The organism is Citrobacter sp. Cb028, assembly GCF_030336705.1.
Classification (GTDB): domain Bacteria; phylum Pseudomonadota; class Gammaproteobacteria; order Enterobacterales; family Enterobacteriaceae; genus Citrobacter; species Citrobacter braakii.
The window spans coordinates 903330-923554 of the sequence record NZ_JAOWCZ010000034.1; the positions used below are offsets into that span (position 1 = coordinate 903330).

21 protein-coding genes are annotated in these 20225 nt (G+C 51.3%); 8 read left to right on the forward strand and 13 right to left on the reverse strand.

Going from position 1 to position 20225, the window contains the following annotated elements:
* Nucleotides 1-96 precede the first annotated feature (96 nt).
* Nucleotides 97-639: an O-acetyl-ADP-ribose deacetylase gene (ymdB, locus tag OGV75_RS13960; protein ID WP_016156177.1), complete on the forward strand. Its 543-nt coding sequence runs from the start codon at nt 97-99 to the stop codon at nt 637-639.
* Nucleotides 623-2062: a phospholipase D family protein gene (locus OGV75_RS13965; protein WP_152903216.1), complete on the forward strand. Its 1440-nt coding sequence runs from the start codon at nt 623-625 to the stop codon at nt 2060-2062. The genes ymdB and OGV75_RS13965 overlap by 17 nt, the downstream gene beginning before the upstream one ends.
* 24 nt (nt 2063-2086) lie before the next feature.
* On the opposite strand, the gene mdoC is transcribed toward OGV75_RS13965, so the two are convergent.
* Nucleotides 2087-3247 (reverse strand): glucans biosynthesis protein MdoC, encoded by a 1161-nt coding sequence (gene mdoC / locus OGV75_RS13970; protein WP_220221514.1) that lies wholly within the window; start codon nt 3245-3247, stop codon nt 2087-2089.
* A 271-nt stretch (nt 3248-3518) separates the two neighbouring features.
* On the opposite strand from mdoC, the gene mdoG reads away from it, so the two are divergent.
* The 3 genes from mdoG to OGV75_RS13985 all read left to right on the forward strand — a co-directional run bounded on the left by mdoG (nt 3519) and on the right by OGV75_RS13985 (nt 7878).
* A complete protein-coding gene (gene mdoG / locus OGV75_RS13975; RefSeq protein ID WP_085951042.1) occupies nt 3519-5054 on the forward strand; it encodes a glucans biosynthesis protein MdoG in 1536 nt (511 codons plus the stop codon).
* Nucleotides 5047-7575: a glucans biosynthesis glucosyltransferase MdoH gene (mdoH, locus tag OGV75_RS13980; RefSeq protein WP_019076449.1), complete on the forward strand. Its 2529-nt coding sequence runs from the start codon at nt 5047-5049 to the stop codon at nt 7573-7575. Before mdoG ends, mdoH begins: the two co-directional genes overlap by 8 nt.
* A 75-nt stretch (nt 7576-7650) precedes the next feature.
* Nucleotides 7651-7878, forward strand: coding sequence for a YceK/YidQ family lipoprotein (locus tag OGV75_RS13985; protein WP_016152609.1), 228 nt, complete (start codon nt 7651-7653; stop codon nt 7876-7878).
* A gap of 1 nt (nt 7879) precedes the next feature.
* Here the strand turns inward: OGV75_RS13985 and OGV75_RS13990 are convergent, their stop codons facing one another.
* The 3 genes from OGV75_RS13990 to OGV75_RS14000 form a co-directional block, all read right to left on the reverse strand.
* Entirely contained in the window at nt 7880-8257 is a 378-nt protein-coding gene (locus OGV75_RS13990) for a MysB family protein (protein ID WP_016152610.1), read from the reverse strand.
* An 81-nt stretch (nt 8258-8338) separates the two neighbouring features.
* Nucleotides 8339-9559 (reverse strand): multidrug efflux MFS transporter MdtG, encoded by a 1221-nt coding sequence (gene mdtG, locus OGV75_RS13995; protein ID WP_286480811.1) that lies wholly within the window; start codon nt 9557-9559, stop codon nt 8339-8341.
* A gap of 155 nt (nt 9560-9714) precedes the next feature.
* Complete coding sequence (locus tag OGV75_RS14000) at nt 9715-10635, reverse strand: Kdo(2)-lipid IV(A) acyltransferase (RefSeq protein WP_286480812.1); 921 nt, start codon at nt 10633-10635, stop codon at nt 9715-9717.
* 219 nt (nt 10636-10854) lie between these two features.
* Between OGV75_RS14000 and trhO the strand changes: the two genes are divergently transcribed.
* Nucleotides 10855-11907, forward strand: a complete 1053-nt coding sequence (gene trhO / locus OGV75_RS14005) for an oxygen-dependent tRNA uridine(34) hydroxylase TrhO (RefSeq protein ID WP_016152613.1) — start codon at nt 10855-10857, stop codon at nt 11905-11907.
* Between the two features lie 46 nt (nt 11908-11953).
* Here trhO and OGV75_RS14010 read toward each other — a convergent pair whose 3' ends face one another.
* From OGV75_RS14010 to mdtH, 9 genes are all read right to left on the reverse strand, one after another.
* Complete coding sequence (locus tag OGV75_RS14010) at nt 11954-12529, reverse strand: YceI family protein (protein WP_047359340.1); 576 nt, start codon at nt 12527-12529, stop codon at nt 11954-11956.
* Nucleotide 12530: 1 nt separating this feature from the next.
* Entirely contained in the window at nt 12531-13097 is a 567-nt protein-coding gene (locus OGV75_RS14015) for a cytochrome b (RefSeq protein WP_286480813.1), read from the reverse strand.
* 262 nt (nt 13098-13359) lie between these two features.
* Nucleotides 13360-13473: a YceO family protein gene (locus OGV75_RS14020; protein ID WP_003036148.1), complete on the reverse strand. Its 114-nt coding sequence runs from the start codon at nt 13471-13473 to the stop codon at nt 13360-13362.
* A gap of 52 nt (nt 13474-13525) precedes the next feature.
* Nucleotides 13526-14644, reverse strand: coding sequence for an N-methyl-L-tryptophan oxidase (solA, locus tag OGV75_RS14025; protein ID WP_049269882.1), 1119 nt, complete (start codon nt 14642-14644; stop codon nt 13526-13528).
* Between the two features lie 114 nt (nt 14645-14758).
* The gene (gene bssS, locus OGV75_RS14030) at nt 14759-15013 is read right to left on the reverse strand and encodes a biofilm formation regulator BssS (protein WP_003036154.1); all 255 of its coding nucleotides are present in this window, start codon (nt 15011-15013) and stop codon (nt 14759-14761) included.
* A 339-nt stretch (nt 15014-15352) separates the two neighbouring features.
* Nucleotides 15353-15598 (reverse strand): DNA damage-inducible protein I, encoded by a 246-nt coding sequence (dinI, locus tag OGV75_RS14035; RefSeq protein WP_003036157.1) that lies wholly within the window; start codon nt 15596-15598, stop codon nt 15353-15355.
* Nucleotides 15599-15663: 65 nt separating this feature from the next.
* Nucleotides 15664-16710: a dihydroorotase gene (gene pyrC / locus OGV75_RS14040; RefSeq protein ID WP_137381091.1), complete on the reverse strand. Its 1047-nt coding sequence runs from the start codon at nt 16708-16710 to the stop codon at nt 15664-15666.
* 105 nt (nt 16711-16815) lie between these two features.
* Entirely contained in the window at nt 16816-17376 is a 561-nt protein-coding gene (locus tag OGV75_RS14045; protein ID WP_016152618.1) for a lipoprotein, read from the reverse strand.
* Nucleotides 17377-17490: 114 nt separating this feature from the next.
* Nucleotides 17491-18699 carry a multidrug efflux MFS transporter MdtH gene (gene mdtH / locus OGV75_RS14050; RefSeq protein WP_016156184.1) on the reverse strand — a complete coding sequence of 403 codons (1209 nt, stop codon included), beginning with the start codon at nt 18697-18699 and terminating at the stop codon, nt 17491-17493.
* Nucleotides 18700-18958: 259 nt separating this feature from the next.
* Here mdtH and rimJ point away from each other — a divergent pair, with 259 nt between their 5' ends.
* Nucleotides 18959-19543, forward strand: coding sequence for a ribosomal protein S5-alanine N-acetyltransferase (gene rimJ / locus OGV75_RS14055; protein WP_095716045.1), 585 nt, complete (start codon nt 18959-18961; stop codon nt 19541-19543).
* Between the two features lie 34 nt (nt 19544-19577).
* The gene (locus tag OGV75_RS14060; protein ID WP_181545791.1) at nt 19578-20225 is read left to right on the forward strand and encodes a YceH family protein; all 648 of its coding nucleotides are present in this window, start codon (nt 19578-19580) and stop codon (nt 20223-20225) included.

The following is a 20225-nucleotide window of genomic DNA, read 5'->3' on the forward strand; positions in this document are numbered from 1 at the left end:
CTGTGGCGTAGATATGCACACTTACGGTTAAAAAGAGAGATTTAAGGGAAAACCCTGCTGTACACTTAACGAATGGTGTTTTGTCAGGGGGAACTTATGCAATCACGTGTTCATGTGTTACATGGCGATATTACGACTGTCGCTGTTGATGTGATTGTCAATGCGGCGAATTCATCGCTACTGGGAGGCGGTGGCGTCGATGGCGCAATCCATCGCGCTGCCGGACCAGCATTGCTGGAGGCCTGCAAACAGGTTATCCAGCAACAAGGAGAATGCCCGACAGGGCATGCGGTGATCACTCTGGCGGGGGCGCTTGCGGCAAAAGCGGTCATTCATACCGTAGGACCCGTCTGGCAAGGGGGAGGTCATCATGAGGCCGAACGCCTCGAAGAAGCTTACTTAAACACCCTGCAACTGGCCTTGGCCAATGGTTATCACTCCATTGCTTTTCCGGCGATTAGCACCGGGGCTTATGGCTATCCACGCGCCGCAGCGGCAGAAATAGCGGTGAAAACGGTGCTGAAATTTATTACCCGCCGCGCACTTCCTGATCAGATATACTTCGTGTGCTTTGATGATGAAAACGCTCAACTTTATAAGAGATTGCTAACACAACAAGGTGATGATCACACGGACTGATATGACGCGACTTGAGCGTGCCATCACGCCCCTTTGCGAAGACCACCCGGGAGAATGCGGCATTCTTGCGTTGGATGACAGCCTGGATGCGTTTGCTGCTCGCTATCGGTTAACGGAAATGGCGGAACGTACCCTGGATGTGCAGTATTACATCTGGGAAAACGACATGTCCGGGTTATTGCTATTTTCCGTACTGCTGGCTGCAGCGAAGCGAGGCGTACGGGTGCGTTTGCTGCTGGATGATAACAACACGCCGGGTTTGGACGACACGCTGCGTCTGCTGGATAAGCACCCCAATATAGAAGTTCGCCTCTTCAATCCGTTTTCCTTTCGCATCCTGCGCGCGCTGGGCTATTTAACCGATTTTGCCCGGCTTAATCGGCGCATGCACAATAAAAGTTATACCGCTGACGGCGTGGTGACTCTCGTTGGTGGGCGTAATATTGGCGATGCCTATTTTGGCGCGGGTGAGCAACCGCTATTTTCCGACCTGGACGTCATGGCTATCGGGCCGGTTGTCAAAGATGTGGCAGATGATTTTGAGCGTTACTGGCACTGTCGCTCGGTTTCAACGTTACAAAATGTGCTTGAGATGTCTGAGCCAGATTCTGTGCAGCGTATTGAGCTACCCGAATCCTGGTATAACGATGATATTACCCGCCGCTATCTGCATAAGCTGGAAACCAGCCAGTTTATGTCCAGTCTCGATCAAAGATCGCTGCCGCTGATTTGGGCCAAAACGCGTTTGCTGAGCGATGATCCTGCAAAAGGAGAAGGGAAAGCGCCGCGCCACTCGCTATTACCGCAGCGTTTGTTTGACGTAATGGGCTCGCCGACCGAACGTATTGATATTATTTCTGCCTACTTTGTGCCGACGCGTGCCGGTGTGGCGCAGCTCCTGAGACTGGTAAGAAAAGGCGTCAAGATTGCCATTTTAACCAATTCACTGGCGGCGAATGATGTGGCGATCGTCCATGCGGGCTATGCGCGCTGGCGAAAAAAACTGCTGCGCTACGGTGTAGAATTATACGAACTTAAACCGACCCGCGATCGCGTCTCGGTCGTTCACGATCGTGGATTAACCGGGAATTCAGGGTCCAGCCTGCATGCGAAAACGTTCAGTATTGATGATCGCAAAGTGTTTATCGGCTCGCTTAATTTTGATCCTCGTTCGACGCTGCTCAATACGGAAATGGGATTTGTGATTGAGAGTGAAGTGCTGGCCGAATTGATTCATAAACGGTTTATGCAAAGCCAGCGTGATATGGCCTGGCAGCTACGCCTTGACCGTTGGGGAAGAATTAATTGGGTCGACCGACTTTCTGGCAGTGAACAGGTCCTGAAAAAAGAACCCGCCACAGGATTCTGGAAGCGGGTTCTGGTAAAGCTGGCGTCCGTGTTACCCATTGAATGGCTGCTTTGAACCACACAATGATTGAGGGAAAAACTAGCCGGCTACGGCCTTGTTTTTATCCTGCTTAACGGGCGGTTTACCCGAAAAGAGAAACTTCAGCACCGGTATGCGTAAATGGATTTCGTACAGTATTACCGCAATCCCAACCACAAACAGCAGACCGCAGAGAAAACCCAGCAGATTCGACGTGATATGCGGTGTGATGTAAGCGCCAAAAAACAGCGTTAACGGGTGGTGCACCAGATAGATAAACAGCGACGCGTTGACAAAATAGGTCACGCGGGCAGACTGGAAATTAAGCAAACGGTGACCCAACGAAAAGACGACGTTCACCATCCACAGTCCCATGACCATGGTAATGACATATTCGGTTTCATACATCCAGGCATCGCCGTTGCCATAACGCTGATTGAGCAGGTATGCCACAAATGCGAATGCAGCACCGAGCGTGCAACCGCGTGACGGTGTGGTAAACAGCGCTTTCAGATTCGGGTTGATAAACGCCAGTGCGCCGAGGATAAAGAACGGCGCATAGAACAGCGTTTGCATAACGATAAAATTGAACATGCCATCGCTGAGAATCGAAGGGTAGAGGATGAAAATTGTCCTTCTGACGGCAGCGTAACCGACACCTAACAAGATGAAGATCAGCGATAATTTAGTCATCGACACCGCCGGGGTGCTGGCGGCGTCACTACGCGTCAGTCTGTTTTTCATCTGGGTGAACACCCACATGCTCACGGTCGTTAATACGACCAGAACCAGTAAAAACCACAGATGGGAAATCAGCTCCCAGGCCAGCGCATTGTATTTATCGTAGCCGCTGAGAGTATGCCAACTGTCTGCTTTTCCCTTTACGTATTGCAGCATGATAAATTGCGGCAGCGTAAGTAATGGAATCGCGGTCAGCATCGGGATCCCCACGCGTTCTACACGCACCTTCCACCAGCGCTTTAGCGGATAGCGCAAAAATAGCATGTAGGAAAAATAACCCGAAATGACAAAGAAGACTTGCATGCGAAAAGCATGGATAAAGTCGTTAAACAGGGTCAACCACCACGACGGTTCCGCGCTGTTCACGTGCCAGGTGTGGGTCGAGTAAATCAATGAAATATGGAATGGGATCCCTAACAACATTAGCCAGGCACGGATGGAGTCAAGAAAATATTCGCGTGGTGGTGATACAGAGCTCATAGACAGTTATGTATTCTCAGACTTTTCGTCTTATCCCTAAGACGAATAATGGTTACATTCGAGGGCAACCCTACACGAAGTCCAACAACCTGTCTCCAGGATAAGCACGCAAAGTGAAAACAGGTAGTTGAACCTGATTAAACCATGAGCCAGCGCGCGAACAATACAGGGATTCAGTTGTCGGAATACCCGATTATCCATTAAAATGGATCGGATCAATATAAGCACACAAAGGGGGAAGTGCTTACTAATTATGAAACATAAACTACAAATGATGAAAATGCGTTGGTTGGGTGCAGCAGTTATGTTAACGCTGTACACATCATCGAGCTGGGCGTTCAGCATCGATGATGTTGCAAAACAAGCTCAATCCTTAGCCGGTAAAGGCTATGAGGCGCCAAAAAGTAACTTGCCCTCCGTTTTCCGCGACATGAAATATGCGGATTATCAGCAGATCCAGTTTAACCGCGATAAAGCCTACTGGAGCAATCTCAAGACCCCATTTAAGCTCGAGTTCTACCACCAGGGTATGTACTTCGACACGCCGGTCAAAATCAACGAAGTTACCGCTACAGCGGTGAAAAGAATCAAATACAGCCCGGATTATTTTAATTTTGGCGATGTTCAGCATGATAAAGACACGGTAAAAGATCTCGGTTTCGCCGGGTTCAAAGTGCTGTATCCGATCAACAGCAAAGATAAAAACGACGAAATCGTCAGCATGCTCGGTGCCAGCTATTTCCGTGTTCTGGGGGCAGGGCAGGTCTACGGTCTGTCTGCGCGCGGTCTCGCGATTGATACCGCTCTGCCTTCTGGCGAAGAATTTCCCCGCTTCCGTGAGTTTTGGATCGAGCGTCCGAAACCGACTGACAAACGTTTGACCATTTATGCCTTGCTGGATTCTCCGCGCGCAACCGGAGCGTATCGCTTTGTCATCATTCCGGGTCGTGACACGGTAGTCGATGTTCAGTCCAAAGTTTATCTGCGCGACAAAGTGGGCAAGCTGGGCGTGGCACCGTTAACCAGTATGTTCCTGTACGGACCAAACCAGCCTTCTCCGGCGACCAACTATCGTCCGGAACTGCATGACTCTAACGGTTTGTCGATCCACGCTGGCAACGGCGAGTGGATTTGGCGTCCGCTGAATAACCCGAAACATCTGGCGGTGAGCAGCTTTGCGATGGAAAATCCGCAAGGTTTCGGCCTGCTGCAGCGTGGCCGTCAGTTCTCGCGTTTTGAAGATATCGACGATCGTTACGATCTGCGCCCAAGCGCCTGGATCACGCCAAAAGGTGATTGGGGTAAAGGTAAGATTGAGTTAGTTGAAATCCCAACTAACGATGAAACGAACGATAACATCGTTGCGTACTGGACGCCGGATCAACTGCCTGAAGCTGGTAAAGAGATGAACTTCAAGTACACCCTGACGTTCACGCGTGACGAAGACAAGCTTCATGCCCCTGATAGCGCCTGGGTCCAGCAGACTCGTCGTTCTACCGGTGATGTAAAACAGTCTAACCTCATTCGTCAGCCTGATGGCACCATCGCGTTTGTGGTGGACTTTACCGGCACGGATATGAAAAAGCTGCCGCAGGATACCCCGGTTACCGCACAAACCAGTATTGGCGACAACGGCGAGATCGTTGAAAGTACTGTGCGCTACAACCCGGTAACTAAAGGTTGGCGTTTGGTATTGCGCGTGAAAGTGAAAGATGTGAAGAAAACCACTGAAATGCGTGCTGCCTTGGTCAATGCCGATCAGACGCTGAGTGAAACCTGGAGCTACCAGTTACCTGCCAATGAATAAGACAACTGAGTATATTGACGCAATGCCGCTTTCGGATATCGAAAAAGCGGCACTGCCGAAAACTGACATCCGCGCCGTTCATCAGGCGCTGGATGCCGAGCATCGTACGTACTCGCGCGAAGATGATTCACCGCAGGGTTCGGTGAAAGCTCGCCTGGAGCAGGCGTGGCCTGATTCTCTGGCCAAAGAGCAGTTGGTTAAGGACGATGAGGGGCGCGATCAGCTGCAGGCGATGCCAAAAGCAACGCGTACCTCTATGTTCCCCGATCCCTGGCGTACCAACCCGGTTGGCCGCTTTTGGGATCGCCTGCGCGGGCGCGATGTGACTCCGCGTTATCTTTCGCGTTTGACGAAAGAAGAACAGGAGAGCGAGCAAAAATGGCGTACGGTTGGCACCATCCGCCGCTATACGTTGTTGATCTTAACGCTGGCGCAAACGGTCGTCGCAACCTGGTATATGAAGACGATCCTTCCGTATCAGGGTTGGGCATTCATTAATCCTGTTGACATGATGGGGCAGGATTTATGGGTTTCCTTTATGCAACTGCTGCCCTACATGCTCCAGACCGGCATTCTCATTTTGTTTGCCGTGCTTTTCTGTTGGGTTTCAGCAGGATTCTGGACCGCGCTGATGGGCTTCCTGCAACTGTTGATTGGGCGAGATAAGTACAGTATCTCCGCCTCAACGGTTGGGGACGAACCGTTAAATCCCGAACACCGGACCGCGTTGATTATGCCGATCTGTAACGAGGACGTTGACCGCGTATTCGCGGGACTTCGCGCCACGTGGGAGTCGGTCAAAGCGACGGGCAACGCCGAGCATTTTGATGTTTACATCCTGAGCGACAGCTACAACCCCGATATCTGCGTAGCAGAACAAAAAGCGTGGATGGAGCTGATTGCCGAAGTGCAAGGCGAAGGGCAGATTTTCTACCGTCGTCGTCGTCGTCGCGTGAAGCGTAAAAGCGGCAACATTGATGACTTCTGCCGTCGCTGGGGAAATCAGTACAGCTACATGGTGGTGCTGGACGCTGACTCCGTGATGAGCGGTGACTGTCTGAGCGGACTGGTGCGCCTGATGGAAGCGAATCCAAATGCCGGGATTATCCAGTCTTCACCGAAGGCTTCCGGTATGGATACGCTGTATGCGCGCTGTCAGCAGTTTGCGACCCGTGTTTATGGTCCGTTGTTTACCGCTGGACTTCACTTCTGGCAATTGGGGGAATCGCACTACTGGGGCCATAACGCGATTATTCGCGTGAAGCCGTTTATCGAACACTGTGCGCTTGCGCCGTTACCGGGCGAAGGCTCGTTTGCGGGTTCGATTCTCTCCCATGACTTCGTCGAAGCGGCGTTGATGCGTCGTGCCGGCTGGGGCGTGTGGATTGCTTACGATCTGCCGGGCTCTTATGAAGAGCTACCGCCGAACCTGCTGGATGAACTCAAGCGTGACCGTCGCTGGTGTCATGGCAACCTGATGAACTTCCGTCTGTTCCTGGTGAAGGGGATGCACCCGGTTCACCGTGCGGTGTTCCTGACCGGCGTTATGTCCTATCTGTCCGCGCCGCTGTGGTTTATGTTCCTCGCGTTATCGACCGCATTGCAGGTGGTGCATGCGTTGACGGAACCACAATACTTCCTGCAACCGCGCCAGCTGTTCCCGGTATGGCCGCAGTGGCGTCCTGAACTGGCGATCGCGCTGTTTGCTTCTACGATGGTGCTGCTGTTCCTGCCGAAGCTGCTGAGTATTTTGCTCATCTGGTGTAAAGGGACGAAAGAGTACGGCGGGTTTATCCGCGTCACGCTGTCGCTGCTGCTGGAGGTTCTGTTCTCCGTGCTGCTGGCGCCGGTGCGTATGCTGTTCCATACCGTCTTTGTCGTGAGCGCCTTCCTCGGTTGGGAAGTGGTGTGGAATTCACCGCAGCGTGATGACGATTCCACCCCGTGGGGTGAAGCATTTATGCGTCACGGTTCTCAGTTACTGCTGGGGCTGGTGTGGGCGGTAGGTATGGCCTGGCTGGATCTGCGTTTCCTGTTCTGGCTGGCGCCGATTGTCTTCTCGCTGATCCTGTCGCCGTTTGTTTCCGTGATTTCCAGCCGTTCCACGGTTGGGTTACGTACCAAGCGCTGGAAGCTGTTCCTGATCCCGGAAGAGTATTCTCCGCCGCAGGTGCTGGTGGATACGGATACCTATCTGGTGATGAACCGCAATCGTACGCTGGACGACGGCTTTATGCATGCGGTGTTTAACCCGTCATTTAACGCACTGGCAACGGCAATGGCGACTGCACGTCACCGCGCGAGTAACGTGCTTGAGATTGCCCGTGACCGCCATGTGGAGCAGGCGCTGAACGAAACGCCGGAGAAACTAAACCGTGACCGCCGTCTGGTGCTGTTGAGCGATCCGGTGACGATGGCGCGTTTGCACTATCGCGTCTGGAATTCACCTGATAAGTATTCTTCGTGGGTGAATTACTACCAGGGACTGACCCTGAATCCGCTGGCGCTCAGGAAAAAGTAAGCGTTATGTAACGTGAAAATACCGGCCTGGTGCCGGTATTTTTTTATACTAAATAAAAGAGCCGTGAGGTATCAGGTGCGAATATTGGCAGTGGCAATCATGGTGTGCTTGCTGAGCGGATGCGGCAGTATTATTAGCCGAACTATCCCAGGGCAAGGGCACGGAAACCAATACTATCCTGGCGTGCAATGGGATGTCCGGGACTCCGCGTGGCGCTACGTCACCATCCTCGACCTGCCATTTTCGCTGGTGTTTGATACCTTGCTGCTCCCGCTCGACATTCACCACGGACCTTACGAGTAAGCTATCGCTCATCCCATTCATCGGCCGCGGTCTGACCCTCTTCGGTATCCAGGGGAGGTTCCAACTGGAATTCACCTTCATCCCATTCGTGAAGCGTGTTTTCTTCCTGCCACTCCTGACGGATCTCAATTTCATCATAGTCGCCATCAAAAACGCTTTGGGCCGCTTCACCACTCAGCATTGGCAGGCATTCACCCTCGCCCTCATCCTCATCAGCAAAGAATTCCGCCTGCCACATAATGTCACCATCCTGTAGCACGTATTTTTGTACGCTTAGCTGTTGAACGCTGGCTTCGTCGGGCTCAAGGTCAGGGTTATCAGCCAGAAATTCTTCACGAGCGGCATCAATGGCTTCTTCCAGCGTGGCATACATGGTCATCAGAGTCTCCCTTTGATTTAATGAAGTATTCAGGGAAATAATAGTTGATTCTCCGATATTGCAAGTATGAATGCACAAAAATCATCCCGTAGCCTCAGTGCTCCGGCGACGGCGCAGACTATTCCACGAGTAGAAAGCGTTAAACAGTACGACGCCCGCGGTCACGCAGAAGACGGCGCGAAAACCGTAGTTGGCGGAAATTGCCGCCCCCATTAACGGTCCCGTTACGTTACCGATATCGCGAAATGACTGGTTATAACTGAAAATACGCCCGGCGATCTGATTGGTTGAGTTATAGACCAGCAGCGTTTGTACTGCCGGGAGCAGAGCCCCATCAGCGGCCCCCAATAAAAAGCGCAGAACGGCAAGTTGCCAGGGCGATTGTACAAACGACATTGGAATAAGCAGCAGCACGGAGATGACCAGAGCAACAATCAGGATCTTCTCCGGGCCAATTCGGTCACCTAATTTGCCAAGTCGCGGGGCGCTAATTAACGCAGCCACGCCCGGTACGGAAGCAATCATCCCGCTGATAAAGGCGATGTTACTGACGTTGCCAGCCAACTCTCTAACGTACAGCGTCAGAATTGGCGCGATGGACCCGGTTGCCACCTGGATTATCAGCGTTGTGACAAACAGGCTCAGCACCAGTTTGGGATTTTTTAACGAGGCCACGACTTCGCGAATGTGCAGCATCTCTTTCTTGCTCACCGGTTGGAAACGTTCGCGAATAAAAAATAGCGTCAGGATAAAACAGAGCAGCAGTACGCTGGCGGTGATGAAAAATACCGGGCGTAGTCCGTACTGATCCGCGAGCAGCCCGCCTGCCAACGGTCCGAGCAGTGCGCCGCTGACGCCGCCGGTGGAAAGCGTTCCCAGCGCCCAGCCGCTTTTATTGCGCGGAACCTGGGTGGCGATCAGCGCATAGGCGTTGGGAATGAAACCGCCGAGCAGACCCAACAGGGCGCGCAGGACCAGGAACTGCCAGATATTTTGCGCCAGCCCCATCAGCAGCATCACAATCGCCATACCCAATGCGGAACGCAGCAGCATGATTTTTCGCCCTTTGCGATCGGCAAGGCCACCCCAGAAAGGAGAGGCGATGGCGGAAAAGAGAAAAGTGATGCTGAAGACCAGACCTGACCACATATTCAGGGCGCTATGACCCGTGACGCCGAGGCTCTCGACATAGAGGGGCAAAAAGGGCATAACCAGGCTAAATGCTGCACCGGTTAAAAAACAACCCAACCAGGCAACGGTGAGGTTACGTTTCCAGTTTATGGGAGCATCTGAGGGTGACATAGCGTTCCGCAGTGTGGCGCGCTGTTTGCGCTATCGATTGAATATAAGAAAGCAGGCTAATTATGCGCCTGGTTGATAGTTGCTGCAATGCGGATAGCAGTTAAACCTAAAGCGGGCAGGGAAGGTGTTGCAGTCCACAGGACTGCAACCGTGCTTTAGTACAGGGAAGGTGAACCTTCAGGACGCGTCTTGAAACGACGGTGTAGCCACATGTACTGCTCTGGGGCCATCATGATGCATTGCTCAACAACCTTATTCATCCACGCTGCCGTAGTCTCCGCGTTGTCTAACGGCGGTGAACACTCCGGAGGCAGCATAATCAATTGATAACCTTTACCGTCAGGTTTGCGGCGGGGAACAAACGGTACCAGGCAGGCATTCGACATGCGTGAAAGCATCCAGGTCCCGGAGGTTGTTGCGGCCTGTTCAACAGCAAAAAGCGGGACAAATACGCTGGCGCGGGGGCCGTAGTCATGATCCGGCGCGTACCAGACCACTTCGCCTTTTTTCAACGCTTTAATCATTCCTTTCAGGTCTTTACGATCGAGCATGGATTTATTAGAGCGCATACGGCCCCAGGTTTGTAGCCAGTCGAGCAGTGGGTTGTCGTTAGGGCGATATACGCCTATCCCCGGCTCCTGCAAACCAAACTGACGCGCCCCCAGTTCAAGGGTCAGAAAGTGCAGACCCACTAACAAAATTCCCCGCTTTTGCGCCTGAACGTCGCGGATATGTTCCATCCCGATAACTTCCGTCCAGCGTGAAATGCGCTTGTCAGACCAAAACCAGGCCATTCCGGTTTCCATCACGCCCATGCCCACGGACTCGAAGTTCTTGATGACCATCTGCTGGCGTTCCTGCTCGCTCATTTGCGGGAAGCACAGTTCCAGATTACGGGAAACAATTTTTGCCCGACGTTTCATCAAACGTAATGCCAGACGACCTAATGTGCAGCCCAACTTGTAAAGAACCGGGTAGGGTAACTGCACGATTAACCAAAGGATGCCAATGCCCAGCCAGGTTAACCAATAACGTGGATGCAGTAACGCAGCCGAAAACTTGGGTAAATTCGTCATGTCTATCCTGTCTTCAAACGACCAATTGCCTGTATTGTCGCATTTTTTCGCGCATATCAAAAATTTGTGACGGGAGAACGGTGATTAAACCAGCAATTGTTGTTGCACTTTTATATTGGAGTAAGAAATGTAGCGTAAAATGTGTGGATGTAAATTGGCGGTGTTTGCTTTATTATGCCGCCGATTTTCATTTTTCCCTATTTGCAGGATACGTACACCATGCCAGTGTTACACAACCGCATTTCGAACGATGCGCTCAAAGCCAAAATGTTGGCTGAGACCGAGCCGCGCACGACGATCTCATTCTATAAATATTTCACCATCGCCAATCCTCAGCACACGCGTGATGCGCTGTACCAGATGTTCACTGCATTGAACGTCTTCGGGCGCGTTTATCTTGCCCATGAAGGAATCAATGCGCAAATCAGCGTACCGCAAAGCAACGTCGAGGCATTCCGCCAGCAGCTTTATGCGTTTGATCCCGCATTCGCCGGGTTACGTCTGAATATCGCGCTGGATGATGATGGTAAATCGTTCTGGGTGCTGCGTATGAAAGTGCGTGAACGCATCGTGGCGGATGGTATTGACGATCCGCAATTTGACGCCAGCAACGTAGGTGATTACCTGAAGGCGGCGGAAGTAAACGCCATGCTGGACGATCCTGACGCGGTATTCATTGATATGCGCAACCACTATGAATATGAAGTGGGCCATTTCGAGAATGCGCTAGAAATCCCGGCAGACACGTTCCGCGACCAGTTACCGAAAGCCGTTGAAATGATGCAGGCGCATAAAGATAAAAAAATCGTTATGTATTGCACCGGCGGGATCCGTTGTGAGAAAGCCAGCGCCTGGATGAAACACAACGGATTTAGCAAAGTCTGGCACATTGAGGGCGGTATTATTGAATATGCCCGCAAGGCACGTGAACAGGGGCTTCCTGTGCGTTTTGTCGGTAAAAACTTCGTTTTTGATGAGCGTATGGGCGAAAGGATTTCTGAAGATGTTATTGCGCATTGTCATCAGTGCGGAACGGCGTGCGACAGCCATACTAATTGCAAAAATGATGGCTGCCATCTGTTGTTTATCCAGTGTCCGGCCTGCGCGCAGAAGTATAACGGCTGCTGTAGCGAATTGTGTAGCGAAGAGAGTAAGTTGCCGGAAGAAGAGCAACGTCGTCTTCGCGCCGGACGTGAAAATGGCAACAAAATCTTTAATAAGTCACGCGGTCGCCTGAATACCAAACTGGGTATTCCGGACCCTGCGCAATAGTCATTATGCCGGATGGCGGCTTTAGCCCCATCCGGCAACTCATACGTTACTTCTGTTGGACGCCTTCCACTGAGATGATCAGATCGACTTCCTGAGACGCCGGGCCGAGATCGGTGGTGATGTTGAAGTCCTTCAGCTTAATTTTACCTTCTGCTTCAAAACCCGCACGCGTGCCACCCCACGGATCGCCGCCCTGACCGATCAGCTTCGCATCCAGCGTAACCGGTTTGGTGACGCCGTTCAGGGTGAGATTACCGGTGATATCCAGGTCGTTCCCCTCTTTCTTCACGCTGGTAGAGCTAAAGGTCGCCTGCGGGAATTTGGCCACGTTAAGGAAATCTGCGCTGCGCAGGTGCTTGTCGCGTTCGGCGTGATTGGTGTCAACGCTGTTGGTTTTGATGGTGACGTTAACCTTATCGGCTGCGGGATTTTTCTCATCAAAGGTAAAAGTCCCGTCGAAATCTTTAAATGTGCCGTACAGCCAGCTGTAACCCAGGTGCTGAATACGGAAATTAACAAAGGCATGCTGTCCTTCTTTGTCAATTTTGTAATCTGCCGCCACGGCTGACCCGGTGGTGAATAACAGAGAGGCGAGTGTAAGTCCCAGCAGGTTTTTTTTCATTTTAAGCTCCATAGTCAGATGACGATTTTCCCAACATGCGATTCAGGGTATCGTCGTTATCGATAAAGTGATGTTTCAGGGCCATCAGTCCGTGCAGAAGCGATAAAACCACCACAGTCCACGCAAGCCACAGGTGCAGACTACCGGCGAGGTCGGCCTGAGCGCCCGCATTGGCAAGGGTGGCAGGAATGTCGAACCAACCAAATACGCTTATCGCTTTGCCATCAGCGGTGGAAATCAAATACCCGCTGATGACAATAGAAAAGAGCAATGTGTATAGCGCGAGGTGACCCAGTGCCGCCGCGATGCGGGTGAAACGGGAATAACTTGCCAGCGCAGGAGGAGGAGGGGAGATCAACCGCCAGACGACGCGGATAACCAGCCCCATCATAAGCACAACGCCGATGCTTTTATGCAGTTCAGGGGCCTGGTGATACCAGTCGTCGTAATAGCTGAGCGTGACCATCCACAATCCCAGCGCAAACATGCCATATACAGCAATCGCAATCAGCCAGTGCAAAGCGGCAGACACCACGCCATAGCGTTGTGGAGTATTATTGAATTGCATAAGTGCACCGTTAGATATTTCATAAGTGAATGAAAATGGCGCGTAAAAGACATTAATGCAACTAATAAATAACAATAATGGTGATATTTGTTTTTGATTCAATAAAATTGATTGAATTGTGAAGTAATCATCAAGGAATTAGTAGGGGTGGATGACATTAAGGCTTGGTTTCTGGGTGTTTAAGGTATTTTTCTTGTTCAGTTAATTGCAATGAAAATTAAGTTAATATCAGTTTATGTCAATTAGTGTCAGCGTTGCGGGTTCAGAAAAACATAATATATATCACATCCATAATTGCCAGCAGCGACCATAAAATAATGTAGAGCATAAGATGCTCGCGAATATTATTAACCAGATAGTGAAAGATGCGGCGCATCAACGTTATTCCTGTCATTAAAAATGGCCTCACCAACGAGGCCATTCATTTATTATCGCTTAAAACGATTTAGCCTGAAGGGAGTCAGGTCAAAGTCAGACGGTTTGTCCTGGGCGAAGTCTGCCGCAATCTCTCCGAGGACGGAGGCAAACTTAAAGCCATGTCCGCTCAGCCCGGTGATGATCAACGTGTTGTCATGCTCCGGTAGAGTATCAATAATAAAGTCTTCATCTGGTGAGTTATCATAGGTGCAGGACGCACCGTGCAGACAGCAGCCCACGCCTGGCAGAATTGTGCGCAGGAATGGGAAGGCTTCAGAACCATCGCTGGCTACAGCGGCAAACGGCTTGCGCTCTTCTGCCGAATGAATTACCTGTCCGCCATTGTGTTTACCAATTTTTAGCTCGTCGTTTTCTGCCGGGAAACCGTAGAATTGATCGCCATTTGGTAGCTCTCCGGTGAAGGCAGGGAAGTTATTCTTAACGCTGTAACGCCCATCGGCTTGATACCAGGCGAACACTTTGCGTACCGGTTGTATCGGTAGTTCAGGGACTAATGCCTGTACCCAGGTTCCGGCGCTGATCACCGCTTTTTGCGCGTGATAGTCACCATCGGCGGTTTCTACCGTGACGCCATCATCACTATGACGAATTGCGCTGACCGGGCATTTAAATAGCTGCGCACAGCCTGCTTCTTCCGCCAGACGGATCCAGGTTTTAATCGCTAACTCACTACGTAAAAAACCAGACTCCGCTTCAAACAGACCGATATAGTTTTCAGGTACGCGAATCTCTGGCCAGCGCGCCATAATGGCTGCTGCATCCAGTTGTTCAACATTGAGTTGCCACTGTTTTGCGCTTTGCGCCGCGGTCGCTAAGAAGGTTGAATCTGCCGGACCAAGGTTGATGACACCAGAGCGCACAAAAATCGGTTCTTCATTTTGGGTGGATAATTCATCCCATAATGTTTGCGCACGCAGCACCAGCGGAACATATTTTTCACCTTCGCCATAGGCATGACGAATTAATCGAGTGTCGCCGTGGTGGCTGCCCTGCTGATGCGGTGGCATATGCGCATCGATCATCAGAACCTTCAGACCGGCGCGAGTGGCATAGTATCCGGCTGCGGCGCCCACGGAACCGCTGCCAATTATGATTAAGTCGTATTTCATCCGCTTCTCTCTGCAATCGCGATAGTAGCAGGGTAAATAAGTGACCCGGAATATTCAACCTGGAAATAAGAAAGGCACCGGAAAGGTGCCTTTTGATGGTTGGATGTATCAGATTTAATGTCGCTGATACTCATTTACCTGGTAATCGCCGGATTCAATTTTAGCGATTCCTGCTTCTAATATCGAAATAAATTGCCTGGCAACATCAGTGGTTAACCAGAGCGTTTGACCAACTTCAGTCCCATCCGGGTCTGGACGATTCGGGGTCTGGTAGTGCAAACGCAGCATCAGCGCATCGTAGCTATCAACAGTGCTGATGTCCCATCCTACTAACGGATGAGTCTGAATGACTTCATTATTCTTTTCCATCATGCCCCCTAATTCGTGTTACTAGACAACGGTTTTCGAGGTTCAATGCGTTTTTTCTGAAGCAACTTCAGTATATCAATAAATAAGGGTATTCATTGAAAATTTAAAGAGGTAAGCACATAAAATTTTCGTTTTCAGCGTTATCTGACTAACAAACCGACATGTTATTCATTTTTTTTAAGCATGTTGCACAATTATTTTGGTGTTGTGGTTAAAAGATAGCCAGGAATTTATTATTAAAATATCAGTTTGCCAGAAGGAATGAACTATTGATTAAAAGATGGTGTGTATAAAAAAGCCGGGGCGACCCGGCAAACAAACATCACTGCATATCATTATTTATTCATTGATGAACCAGTCATCCGCGCTTTCCCAGGTCTCCTGGAGGATCTCGCTGATGCGTTCTTTATCCTCTTTGGTGGCACCAATAACCGACAGATTGTTTGCGCCGGCATAACGGACGGTAACGTTACCTTCGTTATCCGGAAAATGGTGCTGAATACGGCGGGAGAGTTCACCTGCCAGCGCGTCAATTGCACCAGCAGGTAAAGGTGAAGTTTTGGCAATAGTGACTTCAATACGCATAGTAGCCCCCTGTGGAATATACTGTTTATTTATACAGTTATTCTCACCAGTTGGCTACACTTTTTTTAGCTTTTCACGGACCAGTGTACCGTTTCACCCCCCAGGAAAGGCACCAGCGTATCATCTTGCAGCGCAATGCTCTCCGGGACCTGGTGCTCCACGCGTTCCAGCTCAATAAAGGTTTCATTCACCGACAAACCGTAGAACTGTGGGCCATTAAGTGAGCAGAAGGCTTCAAAATGGTCCAGTGCATTCATCTCTTCAAACACGGTGGCATAACTGCCCAGTGCGGTCGGCGCATTAAAGCAGCCCGCACAGCCACAGCTTGACTCTTTGCGATGACGCGCATGCGGCGCTGAGTCGGTACCGAGGAAGGCGCGGTTAAACCCGCTGGCGACCAGCTCACGCAGCGCCTGTTGATGGACGTTACGTTTGAGGATCGGCAGGCAGTACAGATGAGGGCGAATCCCGCCGACCAGCATGTGGTTGCGGTTAAACATCAGGTGCTGCGGCGTAATGGTCGCCGCCAGAAGGTCATTGCCGTCGCGCACGTATTCGGCAGCATCTTTAGTCGTGATATGTTCAAACACCACTTTCAGCGCAGTTAAGCGCTGACGCAGTGGTTCCATCACCGTTTCAATAAAGCGCGCCTCGCGATCGAAAATATCGATATCCGCATGCGTCACTTCGCCGTGCACCAGCAGAGGCATACCCAATTTTTCCATCCGTTCCAGCACTGGCATGATGGCATCAATAGAGGTTACGCCATGCGTCGAGTTGGTGGTGGCATTGGCCGGATAGAGTTTTGCGGCGGTGAACACGCCTTCGTTGAATCCACGTTCCAGCTCATTGGGATCCAGCGTATCCGTTAAGTAGCAGGTCATTAATGGCGTGAAGTCGTGTCCGGCAGGTACCGCGTCAAGAATTCGCTGGCGGTAAGCGATAGCCGCGTCCACCGTGGTGACGGGCGGAGCCAGGTTCGGCATGACAATGGCGCGGCCATAAACTTCGCTGGTATAGGGCACGACAGTTTTTAACATGTCGCCATCGCGAAAGTGAAGATGCCAGTCGTCTGGGCGGCGGATCTTTAAAACCTGGGATGGTGCAGTCATCAATATGCTCCGGCTGAGGATAGTCTTTTTTGCCGGAAACAAAGGATAAGCGGAAACGTTTTCGTTTGCACGAAAAAAAAGGGCGCATCGGCGCCCTCTGTCATATTAGTCGGTGAACGGGATAATGATTTCTCCCGGTTTCACCTCAATGCCTTTCGCCAGTTTTTTCGCCAGCGCTTCCCCCTGGCTGCTGTCATCCCGCAGAATGTATGCCGGCTGCTGGTTGAAATAGTTGCGCAGCGACTGATTTAAATAAGGCATCAGCGTTTGCAGTACCGACTGCATTTTTTCCGGCGTGACGGTAGCGTCCACGACTTCCATTTCTTGCAGATAAATCGCGCCTTTTTCTTTATTGAAAACCGGTAAGGCTTTTAGCTTCAACTTCATGGTTGCTTTCTGACTGCCAAACAGGGAGTTCATGTCCAGATTGGCGTCTCCGGTCAGCGTCACTTTATTGGGTTCTTCACGGCCTATCTGGCTGGCGAGATTGTTCAGTACGATATGTGCTTCAGCGACGCCAGGCAAACCGATATCTTTTGAAAAGTTATTATTCTTCGCCAGGGCCTGATTAATCTCTTGCTCGCTAACCGTGTATTGCGTGAGTTGATTACAACCAACCAACAGGCCGCTGACAATTAGTGCAGCGGCAAAAAAAAACTTTTTCATGGGGTTCCTCAACATGATGCTTGTGGTGTAATCGTGACACAAAGCATCATCGAGCACCAGCGCTGCGGGTAACAGCAGAAAAAACTGAAAAATGCGCGTACACCAGATTGGCTATCAGGCGTCAGGCTCCAGCATACCACGCGTTGGGCGTTTGAGACTGAATTGCCACCCCAGCGCCAGGAAAGTGATGAAGCCGATAATGCCGAGCATCATCCAGGGCAGCTCCGGTTGTGCCAGGGCTTTACCCATGTCAAACAGCCAGCCGCCGCCGATATAACCAATGGCGCCGCCGATGGCGAGTCCCAGTCGACTGAAACCCATATAGCTTCCCCGTGCCCGTGCATTCGCCAGCGAGGCGCTCAGGGTTTCACGCGCCGGTTCGGCGATGATTGAGCCAATATAGAACGTGCAAATCAGGGTGAACAACTGCTGCAAATTTCCGACCAGGCCGATGGGCATCATGCTTAAAGACATCACCAGCAGACCGGCCATCAGGCGATGCTCAAGGCGAAAGCGTTTTTCACTCCAGCGGGCAATCGGGTAGAGCAACGTTAAAGAGAGGCACGCCTCGATGGCATACATCCATTTCACAGCGGCCGGTGAGCCAGCGATGTCGTTTACCATTATTGGCAGCATCAGCATCACTTGTACCGCCAGCATGTAATAGCCCGCCAGCGTCAGCACATAAGTGACAAAGCGCTTGTCATGCATCACATGGCTCATTCCTTCGCGCACCGGAATTTTCACCGTCGACAGCTTCCATGCCGGAAGTAGCCAGGCGTTAAACGCCGCGCACAGAACGAACAAAATTGCGCCGGTGGCACACACCAGACGGAAATCGTATTGCAATAACCAACTGCCGAGCAACGCGCCAACCACGGCCCCGGCGCTATCCTGCATCATCAGAATAGAGAAAAAACGCCCGCGCTTTTCCGGACGGATCAGTTTGACCACCAGCGCCGAGCGGGGAGGGTCGAACAACGTGCCGCCCAGCCCGGAAAGAAAGCAGGAAAACCACAGCAGCCACGGTTCATGGGCAATGCCCATGGTGGCGAATCCGGCAGCGCGCATCAGCATGCCGGTGACGATCATCGGTTTTGCCCCGAAACGGTCAGCAATAGCACCGCCGAAGATACCTAAACCTTGCTGGATAAATTGACGTAATCCAAGCGCGATACCGACCATCACGGCGGCCCAGCCCATTTGATCGACGAAACGAATTGAGATCAGCGGGAAAACGACGAAGAAACCCAGCACGACCAGCATGTTATCGATAAGAAGGAAGTATTTACCCAGGTTCCTTGCCTGCGAGACTTGCGACATTTCCCCTCCAGGGAAAAACTCGTCACTCTGGATAGAGTTTAAAAGATAAGCACCTCCTATTCTGCGGTGTCGTCATCGCTTTTCCCACCCTTCGCGGGACAATATTTTTTTATCAAAAGTCCGTCTTGATAGAGAGTTTTCATCAAAATGTGTGAATAATTCAAAAAATGGCATTTTGCTCTTTTCACAGGGCGTATTTGCGCAGGTATAGTAATGCGAATAGCGTATTGAAGACGTTACGGGAAGGAGTAGGTATAGAATGTTTGGCTATCGCAGTAACGTGCCAAAAGTGCGCTTAACCACGGACCGCCTGGTCGTGCGTTTAGTGCATGAGCGTGATGCCTGGCGTCTGGCAGATTATTACGCAGAAAATCGTCATTTCTTAAAACCCTGGGAACCTATTCGCGATGAAAGCCACTGTTATCCGTCAGGCTGGCAGGCGCGTCTGAGCATGATCTCTGAGTTTCATAAACAGGGCACCGCTTATTACTTTGCGCTGCTCGATCCGGAAGAAAAAGAGATTATTGGCGTCGCGAACTTCTCGAACATCGTGCGGGGATCTTTCCACGCCTGTTATCTCGGTTACTCCATTGCACAGAAGTGGCAGGGGCAGGGGCTGATGTATGAAGCCTTAACCTCGGCCATCCGCTATATGCAGCGCACGCAGCATATTCACCGCATTATGGCTAACTACATGCCACATAATAAACGCAGCGGTGACCTGCTGGCGCGACTGGGTTTTGAAAAAGAAGGGTATGCCAAAGACTACCTGCTGATTGACGGGCAGTGGCGCGATCACGTGCTGACGGCGTTGACCGCATCAGAATGGACCCCCGGCCGCTAAGTTTCAGATGCAGCCATGATTAATGGAGAAGACGATGAAATACGAATTAACCGCCACTGAAGCACGGGTGATTGGCTGTTTATTAGAAAAACAAGTGACTACACCTGAACAGTATCCGCTCTCCGTTAACGGAGTCGTAACCGCCTGCAATCAAAAAACGAATCGTGAACCCGTGATGAACCTGTCGGAATCCGACGTGCAGGATCAGCTTGATAACCTGGTGAAACGGCATTTCTTGCGTACGGTGAGTGGCTTTGGTAATCGCGTCACGAAATATGAGCAGCGTTTCTGCAACTCTGAGTTTGGTAATCTTAAGCTCAGCGCGGGGGAAGTCGCGCTCATTACCACGCTGTTGCTGCGCGGCGCTCAAACACCTGGTGAACTGCGTAGCCGCGCCTCCCGGATGTACGAATTCAGCGACATGGCCGAAGTAGAGTCGACACTGGAGAAACTGGCAACCCGGGAAGATGGTCCTTATGTCGTTCGCCTGGCGCGTGAGCCGGGCAAACGTGAAAGCCGTTATATGCACCTGTTTTGCGGTGACGTTGATGAAGCGATGGCCACGGCAGATGAACTTCCGGCAGCTTCGGGTGATCTACAGGCGCGCGTTGACGCGCTGGAAACAGACGTCGCGGAGCTTAAGCAGCGGCTTGATTCCTTGCTGGCGCACCTGGGAGACTAA

Coding starts and splice junctions, on each gene's coding strand:
- mdtG (WP_286480811.1), bottom strand. CDS start 9,559: ATGTCACCCTCAGATGCTCCCATAAACTGGAAACGTAACCTCACCGTT.
- dinI (WP_003036157.1), bottom strand. CDS start 15,598: ATGCGTATTGAAGTCACTATTGCCAAAACTTCACCTTTACCTGCTGGT.
- bssS (WP_003036154.1), bottom strand. CDS start 15,013: ATGGAAAAGAATAATGAAGTCATTCAGACTCATCCGTTAGTAGGATGG.
- mdoC (WP_220221514.1), bottom strand. CDS start 3,247: ATGAGCTCTGTATCACCACCACGCGAATATTTTCTTGACTCCATCCGT.
- rimJ (WP_095716045.1), top strand. CDS start 18,959: ATGTTTGGCTATCGCAGTAACGTGCCAAAAGTGCGCTTAACCACGGAC.
- OGV75_RS14045 (WP_016152618.1), bottom strand. CDS start 17,376: ATGAAAAAGTTTTTTTTTGCCGCTGCACTAATTGTCAGCGGCCTGTTG.
- OGV75_RS14060 (WP_181545791.1), top strand. CDS start 19,578: ATGAAATACGAATTAACCGCCACTGAAGCACGGGTGATTGGCTGTTTA.
- OGV75_RS13965 (WP_152903216.1), top strand. CDS start 623: ATGATCACACGGACTGATATGACGCGACTTGAGCGTGCCATCACGCCC.
- mdoH (WP_019076449.1), top strand. CDS start 5,047: ATGAATAAGACAACTGAGTATATTGACGCAATGCCGCTTTCGGATATC.
- OGV75_RS14000 (WP_286480812.1), bottom strand. CDS start 10,635: ATGACGAATTTACCCAAGTTTTCGGCTGCGTTACTGCATCCACGTTAT.
- mdtH (WP_016156184.1), bottom strand. CDS start 18,699: ATGTCGCAAGTCTCGCAGGCAAGGAACCTGGGTAAATACTTCCTTCTT.
- OGV75_RS14010 (WP_047359340.1), bottom strand. CDS start 12,529: ATGAAAAAAAACCTGCTGGGACTTACACTCGCCTCTCTGTTATTCACC.
- ymdB (WP_016156177.1), top strand. CDS start 97: ATGCAATCACGTGTTCATGTGTTACATGGCGATATTACGACTGTCGCT.
- mdoG (WP_085951042.1), top strand. CDS start 3,519: ATGATGAAAATGCGTTGGTTGGGTGCAGCAGTTATGTTAACGCTGTAC.
- OGV75_RS13990 (WP_016152610.1), bottom strand. CDS start 8,257: ATGACCATGTATGCCACGCTGGAAGAAGCCATTGATGCCGCTCGTGAA.
- solA (WP_049269882.1), bottom strand. CDS start 14,644: ATGAAATACGACTTAATCATAATTGGCAGCGGTTCCGTGGGCGCCGCA.
- trhO (WP_016152613.1), top strand. CDS start 10,855: ATGCCAGTGTTACACAACCGCATTTCGAACGATGCGCTCAAAGCCAAA.
- OGV75_RS14020 (WP_003036148.1), bottom strand. CDS start 13,473: ATGCGCCGCATCTTTCACTATCTGGTTAATAATATTCGCGAGCATCTT.
- OGV75_RS14015 (WP_286480813.1), bottom strand. CDS start 13,097: ATGCAATTCAATAATACTCCACAACGCTATGGCGTGGTGTCTGCCGCT.
- pyrC (WP_137381091.1), bottom strand. CDS start 16,710: ATGACTGCACCATCCCAGGTTTTAAAGATCCGCCGCCCAGACGACTGG.